The sequence below is a fragment of the Neorhizobium sp. P1_A6 genome (assembly GCF_056406795.1).
Window position 1 is genome coordinate 1 of the sequence record NZ_JBFTZM010000006.1, and the last position, 14,554, is coordinate 14,554.

The 14,554-nt window shown below is 62.8% G+C and carries 14 protein-coding genes and 1 pseudogene; 6 read left to right on the forward strand and 9 right to left on the reverse strand.

The genetic code is table 11. From position 1 onward, the window contains the following. The 4 genes and pseudogenes from AC1D3C_RS13665 to AC1D3C_RS13680 form a co-directional block, all read left to right on the forward strand. Positions 1 to 364 (forward strand): annotated as a pseudogene (locus tag AC1D3C_RS13665) (glycogen debranching protein GlgX); the annotation flags it as partial. Between the two features lie 131 nt (positions 365 to 495). Then, positions 496 to 981: a MaoC family dehydratase gene (locus tag AC1D3C_RS13670; protein WP_247137105.1), complete on the forward strand. Its 486-nt coding sequence runs from the start codon at positions 496 to 498 to the stop codon at positions 979 to 981. A gap of 5 nt (positions 982 to 986) precedes the next feature. Then, positions 987 to 2,045, forward strand: coding sequence for a DUF2332 domain-containing protein (locus tag AC1D3C_RS13675; RefSeq protein ID WP_477483258.1), 1,059 nt, complete (start codon positions 987 to 989; stop codon positions 2,043 to 2,045). An 85-nt stretch (positions 2,046 to 2,130) separates the two neighbouring features. Further along, on the forward strand, positions 2,131 to 3,372 hold the full coding sequence (locus tag AC1D3C_RS13680; RefSeq protein ID WP_477483259.1) for a class I SAM-dependent methyltransferase: 1,242 nt from the start codon (positions 2,131 to 2,133) through the stop codon (positions 3,370 to 3,372). A 47-nt stretch (positions 3,373 to 3,419) separates the two neighbouring features. Here the strand turns inward: AC1D3C_RS13680 and AC1D3C_RS13685 are convergent, their stop codons facing one another. The 5 genes from AC1D3C_RS13685 to AC1D3C_RS13705 all read right to left on the reverse strand — a co-directional run bounded on the left by AC1D3C_RS13685 (position 3,420) and on the right by AC1D3C_RS13705 (position 9,428). Beyond that, positions 3,420 to 3,728, reverse strand: a complete 309-nt coding sequence (locus AC1D3C_RS13685; protein WP_477483260.1) for a hypothetical protein — start codon at positions 3,726 to 3,728, stop codon at positions 3,420 to 3,422. A gap of 335 nt (positions 3,729 to 4,063) precedes the next feature. Further along, on the reverse strand, positions 4,064 to 4,624 hold the full coding sequence (locus tag AC1D3C_RS13690; protein ID WP_477483261.1) for a sarcosine oxidase subunit gamma: 561 nt from the start codon (positions 4,622 to 4,624) through the stop codon (positions 4,064 to 4,066). Next, the gene (locus AC1D3C_RS13695; RefSeq protein ID WP_477483262.1) at positions 4,617 to 7,592 is read right to left on the reverse strand and encodes a sarcosine oxidase subunit alpha; all 2,976 of its coding nucleotides are present in this window, start codon (positions 7,590 to 7,592) and stop codon (positions 4,617 to 4,619) included. Before AC1D3C_RS13695 ends, AC1D3C_RS13690 begins: the two co-directional genes overlap by 8 nt. Next, positions 7,589 to 7,930: a sarcosine oxidase subunit delta gene (locus AC1D3C_RS13700; RefSeq protein ID WP_247137111.1), complete on the reverse strand. Its 342-nt coding sequence runs from the start codon at positions 7,928 to 7,930 to the stop codon at positions 7,589 to 7,591. The genes AC1D3C_RS13695 and AC1D3C_RS13700 overlap by 4 nt, the downstream gene beginning before the upstream one ends. A gap of 244 nt (positions 7,931 to 8,174) precedes the next feature. Further along, positions 8,175 to 9,428 carry a sarcosine oxidase subunit beta family protein gene (locus AC1D3C_RS13705; RefSeq protein WP_477483263.1) on the reverse strand — a complete coding sequence of 418 codons (1,254 nt, stop codon included), beginning with the start codon at positions 9,426 to 9,428 and terminating at the stop codon, positions 8,175 to 8,177. 385 nt (positions 9,429 to 9,813) lie between these two features. On the opposite strand from AC1D3C_RS13705, the gene rpsU reads away from it, so the two are divergent. Further along, positions 9,814 to 10,059: a 30S ribosomal protein S21 gene (gene rpsU / locus AC1D3C_RS13710; RefSeq protein ID WP_038545235.1), complete on the forward strand. Its 246-nt coding sequence runs from the start codon at positions 9,814 to 9,816 to the stop codon at positions 10,057 to 10,059. Between the two features lie 120 nt (positions 10,060 to 10,179). Next, positions 10,180 to 11,067 carry a tetratricopeptide repeat protein gene (locus AC1D3C_RS13715; RefSeq protein ID WP_477483264.1) on the forward strand — a complete coding sequence of 296 codons (888 nt, stop codon included), beginning with the start codon at positions 10,180 to 10,182 and terminating at the stop codon, positions 11,065 to 11,067. A 39-nt stretch (positions 11,068 to 11,106) separates the two neighbouring features. Here AC1D3C_RS13715 and AC1D3C_RS13720 read toward each other — a convergent pair whose 3' ends face one another. The 4 genes from AC1D3C_RS13720 to AC1D3C_RS13735 all read right to left on the reverse strand — a co-directional run bounded on the left by AC1D3C_RS13720 (position 11,107) and on the right by AC1D3C_RS13735 (position 14,554). Then, positions 11,107 to 11,835, reverse strand: coding sequence for an esterase family protein (locus AC1D3C_RS13720; RefSeq protein ID WP_038545241.1), 729 nt, complete (start codon positions 11,833 to 11,835; stop codon positions 11,107 to 11,109). After that, complete coding sequence (locus tag AC1D3C_RS13725; RefSeq protein ID WP_477483499.1) at positions 11,832 to 12,749, reverse strand: acetylxylan esterase; 918 nt, start codon at positions 12,747 to 12,749, stop codon at positions 11,832 to 11,834. Before AC1D3C_RS13725 ends, AC1D3C_RS13720 begins: the two co-directional genes overlap by 4 nt. A gap of 46 nt (positions 12,750 to 12,795) precedes the next feature. Then, positions 12,796 to 13,062: a ribbon-helix-helix domain-containing protein gene (locus tag AC1D3C_RS13730; protein WP_477483265.1), complete on the reverse strand. Its 267-nt coding sequence runs from the start codon at positions 13,060 to 13,062 to the stop codon at positions 12,796 to 12,798. Positions 13,063 to 13,153: 91 nt separating this feature from the next. After that, positions 13,154 to 14,554, reverse strand: coding sequence for an NAD(P)(+) transhydrogenase (Re/Si-specific) subunit beta (locus tag AC1D3C_RS13735; protein WP_038545249.1), 1,401 nt, complete (start codon positions 14,552 to 14,554; stop codon positions 13,154 to 13,156).

Consider the following 14,554-nt stretch of genomic DNA (forward strand, 5'->3'; position numbering starts at 1 on the left):
GAGCAAGATCGACAAGGTGCTTGTCGAACACACCGCCATGCTCGCCGCGCTTCGAAAACGCTTCGCGGTCTTTTCCGAAACGTCCTTCTTTGCCGGCAACGGCGATGTCGAATGGCTGTCCGCCTCGGGCAAGCCCATGGAGGTTGACGACTGGGAAAATCCCGGCAACCCGGTGCTCGGCATGGTGCTGAAGACGCTCGACCGGCAGACCGACAGGGACACCCGCATCGCCGTTCTCTTCAACCGCGGCCACGAGCCGGCAAGCTTCGCGCTTCCCGGTTGGGGTTGGAAACATTTCGCCTCCCGGGAGCTGTGGAATCAGGTGCTTTCCGCCCGTTCCGTGCGTTTCTGCATCGAGGAATGACGCGCTGCAAAAATCCCTCGCCAACCCGGGCAAACCCTGTAAAGTCCGACAGCTATTGAGCATTTTAGGGGAAGTGCAAGGCGGCGTTTTGTCCGGGGTCCTCAACATCCAGAAGAAATCAGAGAGGTCGCATGCGTGAAATTTCGCTAACCGAAGTCGAAGGTTTGGTTGGCACGGAAGTCGGCGTATCGGAATGGATCACGGTGGATCAGCCGATGATCGACCTCTTCGCGAACGCCACCCACGATCACCAGTTCATCCATGTCGATCCGGAGCGCGCCACGGCCGAAAGCCCCTTCGGCGGCACCATCGCCCACGGTTTCCTGACGCTGTCGCTGCTGTCCGCCATGAACTTCGATTGCGTGCCGAGGATTCGCGAACAGACGATGGGCATCAATTACGGGTTCGATCGCATCCGCTTCATGTCGCCGGTCAAAAGCGGCAGCCGCATCCGCGGCCATTTCACGCTCGCCGAAACCCGCTTCCGTGGCGCCGGCATGCTGATGACCACGTACGACGTCTCGGTCGAGATCGAGAACGAAAGGAAACTGGCGCTCACGGCCATCTGGATCACCATCATCCAGTTCGACCCGAAGGACCGGCCGGAAGGAGTGTGAGCGCGATGGCATCCGAAGACGAAATCAGGCAGGCGTTCCGTGAACAGATCGTCGGGGGCCAGCTCCTCGGGTCACCCTTTACCGCCCGCCTCGGCACATTGATGCTGGACCATCTCGACCGTTCGACAGAAGTCGGCAGGCGGATCTTAAGCTGGGACGGCGATCCCGGCACAAGGGGTGACCTGGTACCCACCCGCCTCGCCGGCGCGCTGCATGCGCTGATCATCGACGGCAAGGACGATCGCCTGAAGGCCGCCTATCCGCCGAACGACGTGGGCGACGACACTCTTTGGACGGCGATTGCCGGTGCCTTCGAAACCCATGAAGCCTTCATTCTCGAACGGATGAGCTTTGCCCCGCAAACAAACGAGGTGCGGCGGTCGAGCGGCCTGCTCGCGGGCTTCCTCACCGTAGCAAAACTGTTCGGCAAGCCGCTGATCCTGTCGGAATTCGGTGCCAGCATGGGCCTCAATCTCAATTGGGACGGCTATCACCACGATCTCGGCGGCTTGCTCTGGGGCGATCCGTCATCGCCGATCCGGCTGAAGCCCGGCTGGCAAGGCCCGCCCCCGCCCGATGTCGAGATCACCATTACCGATCGCGCCGGCTGCGACCTCAACCCTCTCGACCCCAACTCGCCTGAAGACTGCCTGCGGCTGCTGTCCTACATCTGGGCCGACCAGGCGGACCGGGTGGAACGTACCCGCGCAGCGCTGCAGATCGCCAGAGAGCACCCAGCGTTCGTCGAAAAGGGCGATGCGCTCGCCTGGCTGCGCGACAAGCGGCTGAAGGTGCTTGTGCCCGGCACGGTCCATGTCGTCTACCATTCGATCGCCTGGCAATATTTGCCGCCGGAAGCCCGCTCGGCAGGCGAGGCGATCATCGCCGAAGCCGGCAGCCGGGCGACGGAAGCAGCCCCGCTCGCCCGCCTGCAGATGGAAATGGACGACGATCCGAACAGCGCAGCACTCAGCCTGCAAATCTGGCCGACCGGCGAGACCCGGGAGCTCGCCCGCATCGATCCCCACGGCCGCTGGGTGAAGTGGAAGGGCTGGCAAGCCTAGAACCCGCGCGCGAACTGTTGATCGCCATTCCCGAAACTTGATGTTAGCCTGTCCTTCGGGTGCTAATGGTTCCGGGGGGATGCTGATGTTTCCGCTGTCGCATATGATGAAATCCTTCATTCGCCGCGGCCGATTGACGGTCATCGATGCAGAGGGTAACCGCCATGTGTTCGCCGGTACGCCCGGCCCGGCGGTCACCATGCGCCTCACCGACAAACGGCTCTACCGGACCCTGGTGTTCAATCCGGAATTGGCGGCCGGCGAAGCCTATATGGACGGCACGATGCGGTTCGAGGACGGCTCGACGCTGCGCGATTTCCTGACGCTGTTTTCGGTCAACCGGCTGTCGCTCGGCTCCTATCCGCTCCAGAAGGTTCTGCGCAGCATCAAAATGCGCTTCCGCAAGCGGCAGCAATCCAACCGCAAGGGCCAGGCGCAGCAGAACGTCGCGCACCATTACGATCTCGGCAACGACTTCTACAAACTCTTCCTCGACGCCAACATGCTCTATTCCTGCGCCTATTTCCGCGAGCCGTCCGAGACGCTGGAACAGGCACAGCGTAACAAGCTGCGGCTGCTGGCTGCCAAGCTCGGCCTCAAGCCGGGCATGAAGGTACTCGATATCGGCTGCGGCTGGGGCGACCTCGCGCTCTACCTCGCAAGGCTCGAAGATGTCGAAGTCCTCGGTGTCACCTTGTCGAAGGAACAGCAGGCGCTCGCCTCCTCACGGGCGCAGGCGGCCGGGCTCGACAACCGTGTCCGCTTCGAGCTCAAGGATTATCGCGACGTGACGGAAACATTCGACCGCATCGTTTCGGTCGGCATGTTCGAACATGTCGGCGTGCATCACTACGACGAGTTCTTCGCCAAGCTGAACAGCCTGATGCCGGACGACGGCCTCGTGGTATTGCATTCGATCGGCCATATGAGCCCGCCCGGCATGGCGAGCCCGTGGCTGCGCAAGTACATTTTCCCGGGCGCCTACTCGCCGGCCCTGTCGGAGGTCTTCGAGGTGGTCGAGCGCAACAGCCTGTGGGTGACCGATCTCGAATTCCTGCGCGTGCATTACGCGACCACGCTCGCCCACTGGAGCGAGCGGTTCGAGAAGAACCGCGACGCCGTTATTGCCCTCTATGACGAGCGTTTCGCCCGCATGTGGGAATTCTACCTGATCAGCGCCGAGATGATGTTCCGCACCGGCAGCCAGTTGGTCTTCCATATGCAGCTGTCGCGCACGCGCGATGCGGCACCGATCGTCCGCGACTACATCACCGATCAGCAGCGCGCCTATGTCGAGCGGGAAGCAGGCTTAAACCTTTCGCTGTGAGAGGCTCGGACGACAGTCGGCCCAGCCCGGTGAGTGATCCCTGCTACCTAAGCGCCCATTTCCATCAGCACGAAACCGATGAGCGGCGGCAATGCCGCACCGATCGCGATCTGGGCGGTGCGCGTCGGCGTCAGGCCGACGGCCGAGCCGGAAATGCCGGCGGCGATCAGGCCGGCCATCGGGATCGAGAGGTTCCGGTCGATACCCGGTGCGGATGAGGCGATCACCCCGGCAACGGACGCGCAGGCGCCGATCAGCGCGCCTTTCCAAACCTCGATGCCCGCAAGTTTCGCGGCAATCGCCCCGCCGATCACCGCCGCGGCGACCGCAATCGCCATCAGTCCGAATTGTTCCATGATATCCTCCCCTTGTGGGGAGAGAGTGCGGTTCTGCGAGAGCAAGTCAAGCCAGGCGATTGTCCTAGAGCCTTTCAGGGTTAAATTGAATCGTTCTGCCGGAGCAGGTTTTCGTCAGGGCAGAGGCGATTGGCGAAGGGCATACCCCGATGTACGTCCGAGCCGATCGCCTCTGATCCTGGCGGAAAGATGCCCGGCCCTTCGGGTTGGCTGAAACGGGCCGCCTGATCGACCGGCCGGCTTGGCCGTAGAGCATGACTACGACGCGCGCCGGCCGGTCGATCATCCGACTCCGTTTGAGCCAACAGAACGATTCAATTTAACCCTGAAAGGCTCTAGACGGCCGCGTCCTGCGCGCCTTCTGCCAACAGGCCGAAAGCGTAATCTGAAAACGACCGCCAGACCTCCACTCGGAACGCGTCCTCCGCGGTCCGCAGCAGCACGATCTCGACCTTGCCCAGGATGGTTCGCGAGCAGGCGCCGACCGGGAAGACCTTCAGCGACAGGTCCTGCGGGCAGCCGGCATTGATCGCCGCTGCAGCCCCCGGCCCCGACACAATGATCGCCGTATTGCGGTGGGAAACATCCGTTGCCGAATGCAGCGCGCCGGAATTCTTCGCAGCCTGCATCAGTCCGCCGTTCTCTTCCGCGATCACCAGCCATTCGTCCGGCCCGAGCCACAGCGCCGAACGACCGTTGGCGGAAGCCGACGTTTTCGGCCTGACGGGCAGATCGACGCCGAGCGCCGAGGAGAGCGCTGCGACATCCTCGGCCCTGGCGCGCAGTGAAATGCGCTCGGCGGGCGGTGCGGCTTCGAGTCGGACGGTCGACGAGCCGCCGTGAAAGCCGGAAAGAGGCAAAGTGCGGTTTACCAGATCAGCCCCAGAATCAGCCATGGATGCGGCCTCCATCCTTGTCGAAGAACACCATGTCGGTCACTTCCACTTCGATCGTCCTGTCTTTCAGCGGCACATAGAGCGTCTCACCGATCCGCGCCCTTCCGCCGGCAACCAGCGCCAGCGCGATCGAGCGGCCGCAATTCTCCGACCAGTAGGCGGAGGTCACATGTCCGAGCATGGTCATCGGCTTGGCCTGGTTTGGGTCGGCGACGATCTGCCCGCCCTCCTCCAGCACCAGCGCCGGGTCCTTCGTCAGCAGTCCGACGAGCTGCTTGCGGCCCTCGCGCACCAGGTCCGGGCGCTTCAGCCCCCGAATGCCGACGAAATCCGGCTTCTTCGAGGAGACAGCCCAGCCGAGGCCCGCATCGTGCGGCGTCACCGTGCCGTCCGTATCCTGGCCGACGATGATATAGCCCTTTTCGGCGCGCAGCACGTGCATGGTCTCGGTGCCGTAGAGGCAGGCGCCCATCGGCTCCGCCCGCTCCCAGATCGCCTTCCAGACGGCCGGACCGTAGTCGGCGGGCACGTTGATTTCGTAACCGAGTTCGCCGGTGAACGAGACGCGGAACAGCCGCGCCGGCACGCCCATCACGCTGCATTCCGCCACGCTCATATGCGGAAAGGCCTCGTTGGAAATATCGACGCCCTCGACGAACGGCTGGATGATCTCGCGTGCCTTCGGCCCCTGCACGGCGATGACCGCCCATTGCTCGGTGGTCGAGGTGAGCCAGACCCTGAGATGCGGGAACTCCGTCTGCAGATAATCTTCCATATGATGCAGCACGCGCGGCGCCCCGCCGGTCGTGGTCGTCACATGGAAGCGGTCCTCGGCAAGCCGGCCGACGACGCCGTCGTCATAAACGAAACCGTCCTCGCGGGTCATGATCCCGTAGCGGCTCTTGCCAGGCTTCAGGCTGCCCCAGGCATTCGTATAGAGGAGGTCGAGGAACTGCGCCGCATCGGGTCCGACCACCTCGATCTTGCCGAGCGTCGAACCGTTGAACACGCCCGCCACTTCGCGCACCGTCCGGCATTCGCGGTTGACGGCAGCCAGCATGTCCTCGCCGCGCTTCGGATAATACCAGGCGCGTTTCCAGTTGCCGACATCCTCAAATTCGGCGCCCTCGGCCGCTTCGAGCGCGTGCATTGGCGTCTTGCGTGCCGGATCGAACAGTTCGCCGCGCGAATGGCCGACCAGCGTGCCGTAGGTCACCGGCGTGTAGGGCGCACGGAACGTGGTGAGCCCCACCTGCGGGATCGGCCGCTCAAGCATTTCGGCAGCGATGGCGAGGCCGTGCATGTTGGAAAGCTTGCCCTGGTCAGAGGCCATGCCGTTGGTGGTGAAGCGCTTGATATGCTCGATCGAGTGCATGCCCTCGCGCACCGCAAGCCGGATGTCCTTGGCGGTCACGTCGTGCTGGAAATCCACGAAGGCTTTCACCGTCGTATCCGGCCCCGCCCCTTCCGCCGCACCGATCATGCCGCCGGTCCATTCGAACCGGTTTTCGCCGGCAAGGGCGATCGAACCGCCACCCGCCACAATCGCCTCGTCGATCAGTTCGGCCAGGTCATCCGTGCCATTACAGCCGCCGACGGAAACGCAATCCTGCGCATAGATATTCGGCAGGAAACGCTGGTTGACGTCGTCGAACCGGAGTTTTCCGCGCGACTGCGAAAACAGATGCACCGAAGGCGTCCAGCCGGCCGAGACGATCAGGGCGTCGACAGCAATCTTGCGGGCATCGCCGCCGCCGTTGCGCGCCACGGTCATCGAGGAAATCCGCAGCCGGCCGCCGGTATCGGTCACCGAGTGGCCGCTCAGCACGGAGATGCCGAGCCCGCGGGCTTCCGCCAGCAGCGCCTCACCGGGATCGGCGCGGCAATCGACGATCGCCGCGATCGAGACGCCCGCCCGCTTCAGGTCGAAGGCCGTCTCGTAAGCCGAATCATGCGCCGTATAGACGCCGACCTGCCTTCCGACAGCAACGCCGTGATGGTTGAGGAAGGTGCGTGCCGCAGACGCCAGCATGATGCCCGGCCGGTCGTTATTGGCAAACACCATGTGCCGCTCGATCGAACCGGTCGCCAGCACCACCTTTTTCGCGCGCACCTGCCAGAGCCGTTCGCGGGGCAGGTCCTTGCCGGGCTTCGCGACATGGTCGGTCACCCGCTCCACGAGGCCGAGGAAACCATGATTGTAATAACCGAACACCGTTGTGCGGGTCAGCACCGTCACGTTCGGCATGGCCTTCAGCTTTGCCGCCGTCGCCTGCGCCCAGTCGTAACCATTCTGTCCATCGATCGTGGTCGCCGCGTCGTAATGCAGCGCGCCGCCGACTTCCGGCTGTTCGTCGACCAGGAAAACGCTTTGCCCCGTCGCAGCCGCCGAAAGCGCCGCCGTCAGGCCGGCAACGCCGGCACCGGCAACCAGCACGTCGCAATGGGCGTAGCGATTGGCATAATGATCGGGATCTTCTTCGGTCGGCGCAACGCCGAGGCCGGCCGCGCGGCGGATGAAGGGTTCGTAGATCTTCACCCAGGCCTCGCGCGGCCACATGAAGGTCTTGTAGTAGAAGCCGGCCGCAAAAAACGGCGAGAACAGATTGTTGATCGCTCCGACATCGAACTTCAGCGACGGCCAGCGGTTCTGCGAGGCGATCTTTGCCCCGTCGAAGACTTCCTGCACGGTCGCCCGCACGTTCGGCTGGCGCCGCGCCGCATCGCGCGACACGTCGATCAGCGCGTTCGGCTCTTCCGGACCGGCAGACAAGATGCCGCGCGGCCGATGATATTTGAACGAGCGGCCAACCAGATGGACGCCATGCGCCAAAAGCGCCGAGGCGACGGTATCGCCTTCCAGCGCGGTATAACTCTTGCCGTCGAAGGTGAAGCGCGCCGTGCGGGCGGGCGTCAGCCGCCCCGCACCCTTGATGCGGAAGGTGCCGGAATTGGAGGAGGTGCTCATCGGGCGTCTCCCTCTGTTGCTTCATAGGTCTCGACGGTCTCTTCGGAAGCCCCGGTTTCGGACAGCACCTGCTTCGGCATTCCCGCCTTGTAGGTCATCAGGAACCGGTCGCTCACCGTGTCGCGCGCCGCGTTGAAGAACCGGCCGCAGCCATGGATATGCCGCCAGCGTTCATAGGTGAGGCCTTTTTCGTTGTTACGCAGGAAGAAATATTCCGCGAATTCCTCGTCGGAAATCGCCGAGATATTCTCCGGCCGCGCAATATGCGCCTCGCCGGCCCAGCGGAATTCCAGCTCGGAGCGATCTTCCTCGCAATAGGGGCAATGGATCAGCAGCATGAAAGTCTCCCGGCACATAGGGTCGGTGTAAAGGCCAGCCTCGCACTCCTTCTTCTCCCCAGCGGGGAGAAGGTGCCCGAAGGGCGGATGAGGGGGCGAGCGACGAAAGGCGCGAGCGTCCGAGCGACAAGCGAAGGACGAGCTTGCCTTGACGCCCCCCTCATCCGGCTGCCGCCACCTTCTCCCCGCTGGGGAGAAGAAGGACCCCATCCTGCGCCCGCAAAAATGTCGAAAGCCGCCGACATCAATGCGCCACGGCGGCGGCGGCCGCCTCGTCGATCAGCCGGCCGGTGCGGAACCGGTCGAGGTTCAGCCCCACTGCCAACCGGTGCGGCTCGCCCTTGGCAATCAGATGCGCAAACAGATTGGCCGAACCCGGCGTCGCCTTGAAGCCGCCGGTGCCCCAGCCGCAATTGACGAACAGGCCCGGCACCGGCGTGACGCCCTGGATCGGCGAACGATCCGGCGTGTTATCGGTAATGCCGCCCCACTGGCGCATCATCTTCACCCGCCGGAACATCGGGAAGAGTTCGCAGATTGCGTCGAGCGTATGGGTGATGATCTGCAGCCCGCCGGTCTGGGAATAGGAATTGTATTGGTCGGTGCCGGCGCCGATCACGAGTTCGCCCTTGTCCGACTGCGAGATGTAGGCATGCACCGTGTTCGACATGACGACGCAGGGGAAGATCGGCTTCAGCGGCTCGGAGACCAGCGCCTGCAGCGGAGTTGAATGGAGCGGCACACGCACGCCGGCCATCTCCATCACCACCGACGAATGCCCGGCGGCCGAAACGCCGATCTTCTTCGCGCCGATGAAGCCCTTGCTCGTCTCGACTCCCTGAACCTCGCCGTTCGGGCCGCGACGGATGCCGGTCACTTCGCAATTCTGGATGATGTGCACGCCGCGGTCGGACGCCGCACGCGCATACCCCCAGGCGACCGCATCGTGACGGGCCGTGCCGCCGCGCCGCTGCAGGGCGGCGCCGTTGATCGGGTAACGCGCCGTCTTGGCAATATCGAGCGGCGGCACGAAGGCCTTGGCCTGTTCCGGCGTCAGCCATTCGTTGTCGATGCCGTAGAGCCGGTTGGCGTTGATATGCCGCTTGAAACTCTGCATGTCGTGGGTGTTGTGCGACAGCATCATCACGCCGCGCGGCGAATACATGACATTGTAGTTGAGATCCTGGCTCAGCCCCTCCCAGAGCTTGAGCGAATGCTCATAGATATCCATGCTCTCTTCATAGAGATAGTTGGAGCGGATGATCGTCGTGTTGCGGCCGGTATTACCGCCGCCGAGCCAGCCCTTCTCGATCACTGCGACATTGGTGATGCCGTGTTCCTTGGCCAGATAATAGGCAGCACCCAGGCCATGCCCGCCGGCGCCGACGATGATCACGTCGTAAGCACTGCGCGGCTCCGGGGAGGCCCACTGCGCTTCCCAGCCCTTGTGGGCACGCATCGCCTCGCGGGCCACGGCGAAAACCGAATATCTGCGCATCTCGCCTCGAACTCCTAGGGATCGTCAGCCCTCATCGCAGGGCCGGCATTTGGGTAGTGCCATACCCATCGCAAATCAATATGCGTCGCAATGGCTCTATTGCGACGCATTCGCCCTCCCCATCGACACCGGCAAGATCGTCCGCGAATTCGGGAGGATCGACCGGCACTCCGACCGTAAATTGCGACCGGCTATTCAGATTTTACGGCAGTTTCTGAAAAGGCGGCGGAATTGGCGCAGATCGGCCTTAATGCGTCTGGACTTCGCACATCTCTTCTGCTATCTGCCGTCATCAATCGCACGGCTCCAGGCCGAGCGGACGTTATTCTTTCGCCTCGAATCGTACCGATCCAGGCGAGCAACAAACCAAAGGAACGGGATTCACGTGCAGGTACTTGTCCGCGACAACAACGTCGATCAGGCGCTCCGCGCTCTCAAGAAGAAGATGCAGCGCGAAGGCATTTTCCGTGAAATGAAGATGCGCGATTATTACGAGAAGCCGTCTGAAAAGCGCGCCCGTGAAAAGGCAGAGGCTGTTCGTCGCGTTCGCAAGCTTGCTCGCAAGCGCATGCAGCGCGAAGGTCTGATTGCCGCTCCCGCTCGTGCGGTTCCTGCGCGCCCGGCTCGTTGATCGGCCGTTTTTTGGACGTTTTCATGTGCTTTCAGGGCGGTGGCGACATGGGCGCCGCCGCTCTTTTGATTTGGTCCGAGACTTCCAATGCCTTTGCCCCGACATGAGGAAATGCGCCTGATGGCCGCCAAAAATGCCGTTCTCGATCGTGGAACCGAAATTTCCGGCCTCTTGACCCAAGCTTCTCCCGTCCGTCGCAAAACAGCGTTGCCTGCCGCGCTGATCGCCCTTCTGGCGCTTGCCGGCTGCGCAACCACCAGCTCGACCGACATGATCACCGTCGATCGTGCCCAGGGATCCCAAGAGAACATCGCCTCGCTCTCTTCCGTCATCAATTCCAGTCCGCAGGATCCGGAAGGCTATAACGTCCGTGGTACGGCCTACGGACGCGCCGGCGAGTTTTCGCGCGCGCTTGAGGACTTCAACCGCGCCATCCAGCTCAATCCGCAGTTCTACCAGGCCTATGCCAACCGGGCGCTCGTCTATCGCAACATGGGCAAGCCCGTCGAAGCGGCCAACGACTATAACCGCTCGCTGCAGATCAACCCGAATTACGACGTCGCCTATATCGGCCGCGGCAATATCTATCGCCAGGCCGGCCGCACCAACGAAGCCTTCAACGACTTCAACAAGGCGATCCAGCTGGAAACCACCGATGGCCGGGCCTGGCACAATCGCGGCCTGATCTACCAGATGCGCGGCCAGCACGCCCAGGCGATCGACGATTTCTCGAAAGCCATCTCGCTGTCGGCGAATTCGCCTGAGCCCTATAACGGCCGCGGCATTTCCTATGTCGCCTTGAACGATGACGACAACGCGTTTGCCGACTTCAACCACGCGATCGAGCTCAACGACAAGCTCGCCGAATCCTGGGCGAATCAGGCACTGGTCTACGAGCGCCGCGGCGACAAGGCACGCGCCTACAAGTCCTATTCGCACGCCATGCGTCTCGACCCCAATTACAAGCCGGCCCAGGACGGCGCGGCCCGCACCCGCGCCAGCACCTGATATCGCCGCCTGTCGGCAGAGCTGATTTCCGCCCTACCCTCAGATATAAAGCGCCGCCATCTTGCGCCAGGCACCGGCCCGGTGGGCGCGCCCGTCCCAGACATGCATCCGATGCCCGACACCCTTCTCGGAAAGAACCCGGCTGAGATGCTGGTTGTTGTCGAGGAAAGGGTCGGCATCGCCGATCGTCAGCACGATCTCCACCTGCCGCAGCCTTTCGATCTGCCATTCGCTGGTGATGCCGGGCAGGAAATGCGACGGGGTGTGGAAATAGACGGTCTCGTCGTAATAACCGTCCATCAGGTCGTCGAACGCCTCGACCTTCAGCGTCAGATCGTAACGCCCCGAAAACGCGACGAGCTTGCGGAACAGGTGCGGATGGCGAAAGACGATGCTGGCCGCCTGGAAGGCACCGAGGCTGCAGCCCTGAACGATCGTGCAGTCATGCCCGTTCCGGTCGGCCATCAGCGGCAGGACCTCGTTGAGGATATAATCCTCGAATGCCGCATGCCTGCGGATGCGCACCGACGGATGCTGCCTTGCGTCGTAGAAGGTCTCGGTCGCCAATCCGTCGACGCAATAGAGCTGCAACTGGCCGGCCCGGATCTTGTCTGCCAGGCTTCCGACGATGCCAAGCTCTTCATATTCCCAGAAACGCCCCTCGCGGGTCGGGAACATCAGCACCTTGGCGCCGGCATGGCCGAACACCAGGAGTTCCATGTCTCGATGGAGCCGCTGGCTGTACCAGCGCAGATATTCGCGGTTCATGACACCTTGAAGAACTGTCCGGCCTTCTCGCGAAGCGCCGCCTCTTGCAACATGCTACCAGGATAGTCGAAATGTCCGGCATCCAGGATGAAGATTTCATTAAATTTCGATTTCGGAACTGCGTTGGCGACGGCGAACTGGCAGGGCGGCGCAACCGCGGGATCGAATAGCGCGACGCTCGTCAGCATCGGCACGGTGATGCGGCTCGCCGCCACCGCCGAATCATGCAGGCGCAGCGTCTTCAGCGCGTTGCCGTATTTCGCCTGATAGGCCTGGACCGAGGCAGCGCTGCCGATGCTTTTCAGCTTCAGCCGCAATTCCTGATGCCCGAAGGTCGGCAGCGACAGATGCCCTCGATCGATCCGGTTGTCGAAGGGAATGGCGAGCCCGCCGATGCCGCCGCCGAAACTGATGCCGCTATAGCCGACATGCCCGGAAAGCCAGGGGTAGAGAGCGATCAGCATGCTCACCGCGACCCAAAGGTCGTCGACGCAGCCGCCGATAATGTACCGGTCCGGCTTGTCGATATCGTGCAGCACGTGCCACTGCGAATCCGGCGAGATCGGCGGGCGGGTGCTGCGCGACATGCCTCGAAAGCAGGGAAACAGGACGGCTGTCTCCTCGACCGGAATATCGAGATCCGGCACGTCGCGCCCGCCATATCCATGACCGACCACCAGCCCGCGTCTGATCTCCCCCCGCCGCGGCAGTAGAAGCCAGCCGCCGATCGGAAACCGGCCGGTCGACATATAGGCGATGTCGAAGACATGCCATTTCGGATGGTCGAGCCCGCTCTTGCGCAGGCCAGGCTCCGGATCGACGGCCATCGCCCGCCGATAGCGGTCCTTCCAGAACGCATCGAAACCCTCCGGCGCCGAAGGCGGCATCACCGCCTGAAGCTCCTTCAGCCCCATGCCATAGGTGGGATCGAAATCGTAAGGGTGTTTGGTGAGCCTGAATTCAGGCACGCTTTGCCTTTCGAAGGGCCACGATTTTTTCTGCCTCGGCGAAAATCTCATCCATGCTGCGTGAGCTTATTCCGCTTTCGCGAGAAGCATTCACGACCTGACGCATCTCATCCAACGAAAGCTCCTCGCCCTCGCGGAGGCGTTCACGGATCACGAGTTCGCTGACGAATTCGGCCACGTTCGCAAATCTTCCGCTGCGAACCTGATCTTCGATCCAGTCCTTGGTCGTGTCTGGAAGGGAACCGGTAATATCTGCCATCTTGGCCTCCTGCTCACTTCCAATGTCGCACGATCCGTCTTCACAAAAAAGCCCGGCACTGCCGGGCTCCATGTTCGCCGCTCAACTGGCGTCAGTGCTTCATCGCCTTGACGATGTCCTCGGTCATCTTCTTGGCATCGCCGAGCAGCATCATCGTGCCATCCTTGTAGAACAGCGTGTTGTCGATGCCGGCATAGCCCGAGCCGAGCGACCGCTTGACGAACAGGCAGGTCTTGGCCTTGTCGACGTCGAGGATCGGCATGCCGTAGATCGGGGAGGTCTTGTCGTCGCGGGCCGCAGGGTTGGTGACGTCGTTGGCGCCGATGACATAGGCGACGTCGGCCTGCGCGAACTCCGCATTGATGTCTTCCAGTTCGAAGACCTCGTCATAGGGCACGTTGGCTTCGGCGAGCAGCACGTTCATATGGCCCGGCATGCGGCCGGCGACCGGATGGATCGCGTACTTGACCTCAACGCCGTGGCTCTTCAGCGTATCGGCGAGCTCGCGCAACGCATGCTGCGCCTGGGCGACCGCCATGCCGTAACCCGGCACGATGATCACCTTCTCGGCGTTCTGCATCAGGAAGGCCGCGTCGTCGGCGGAACCCTGCTTCACCGTCCGCTGCACGCCGTCGTCGCCGGCAGCAGACGCCGTCTCGCCGCCGAAGCCGCCCAGGATGACGGAGATGAAGGACCGGTTCATCCCCTTGCACATGATGTAGGAAAGGATCGCGCCCGAGGAGCCGACCAGCGCACCGGTGATGATCAGCGCGAGATTGCCAAGCGTGAACCCGATGCCGGCGGCGGCCCAGCCGGAATAGGAATTCAGCATCGAGACGACGACCGGCATGTCGGCGCCGCCGATCGGCACGATCAGGAGAACGCCGAGCGCCAATGCCAGCACCACGACGAGCCAGAAGTCGAAATGGCTTTCGGTCTGCACCAGACCGAAGATGAAGACGACGACCAGCACCAGCAGGCCGATATTGATGGCGTGCCGGTAGGGCAGCATGATCGGCTTGCCGGACATCCGCCCATCGAGCTTCAGGAAGGCGATGACCGAGCCGGTAAAGGTGATTGCGCCGATCGCCGCGCCGAGCGCCAGCTCGATCAGCGCCTGGCCGTGAATATGGCCGATCGCGCCGATGCCGAAGGAATCCGGCGCATAAAGTGCTGCCGCCGCCACCATCACCGCGGCAAAGCCGACCAGCGAGTGGAAGCCGGCGACAAGCTGCGGCATCGCCGTCATCGGAATGGTGCGGGCGATATAAGCCCCTGCCCCACCGCCGAGGCTGAGCGCCAGCACGATCAGGATGAAACCGCCGAACGTCGGCGTGGCAAGCAGCAGCGTGGTGACGATGGCGATACCCATGCCGACCATGCCGTAGACATTGCCCTTGCGGCTGGTCGTCGGGTGGGAAAGACCCCGAAGCGCCATAATGAACAGCACGCCGGAGACGAGATAGAGGAAGGCTGCGAGGCTCTGCGACAT

Bases quoted from the DNA above. Each gene is read 5' to 3' on its own strand.
- AC1D3C_RS13670 (WP_247137105.1), top strand. From the start codon at position 496: ATGCGTGAAATTTCGCTAACCGAAGTCGAAGGTTTGGTTGGCACGGAA.
- AC1D3C_RS13675 (WP_477483258.1), top strand. From the start codon at position 987: ATGGCATCCGAAGACGAAATCAGGCAGGCGTTCCGTGAACAGATCGTC.
- AC1D3C_RS13680 (WP_477483259.1), top strand. From the start codon at position 2,131: ATGTTTCCGCTGTCGCATATGATGAAATCCTTCATTCGCCGCGGCCGA.
- AC1D3C_RS13685 (WP_477483260.1), bottom strand. From the start codon at position 3,728: ATGGAACAATTCGGACTGATGGCGATTGCGGTCGCCGCGGCGGTGATC.
- AC1D3C_RS13690 (WP_477483261.1), bottom strand. From the start codon at position 4,624: ATGGCTGATTCTGGGGCTGATCTGGTAAACCGCACTTTGCCTCTTTCC.
- AC1D3C_RS13695 (WP_477483262.1), bottom strand. From the start codon at position 7,592: ATGAGCACCTCCTCCAATTCCGGCACCTTCCGCATCAAGGGTGCGGGG.
- AC1D3C_RS13700 (WP_247137111.1), bottom strand. From the start codon at position 7,930: ATGCTGCTGATCCATTGCCCCTATTGCGAGGAAGATCGCTCCGAGCTG.
- AC1D3C_RS13705 (WP_477483263.1), bottom strand. From the start codon at position 9,428: ATGCGCAGATATTCGGTTTTCGCCGTGGCCCGCGAGGCGATGCGTGCC.
- AC1D3C_RS13715 (WP_477483264.1), top strand. From the start codon at position 10,180: ATGGCCGCCAAAAATGCCGTTCTCGATCGTGGAACCGAAATTTCCGGC.
- AC1D3C_RS13720 (WP_038545241.1), bottom strand. From the start codon at position 11,835: ATGAACCGCGAATATCTGCGCTGGTACAGCCAGCGGCTCCATCGAGAC.
- AC1D3C_RS13725 (WP_477483499.1), bottom strand. From the start codon at position 12,749: ATGGGGCTGAAGGAGCTTCAGGCGGTGATGCCGCCTTCGGCGCCGGAG.
- AC1D3C_RS13730 (WP_477483265.1), bottom strand. From the start codon at position 13,062: ATGGCAGATATTACCGGTTCCCTTCCAGACACGACCAAGGACTGGATC.
- AC1D3C_RS13735 (WP_038545249.1), bottom strand. From the start codon at position 14,554: ATGTCGCAGAGCCTCGCAGCCTTCCTCTATCTCGTCTCCGGCGTGCTG.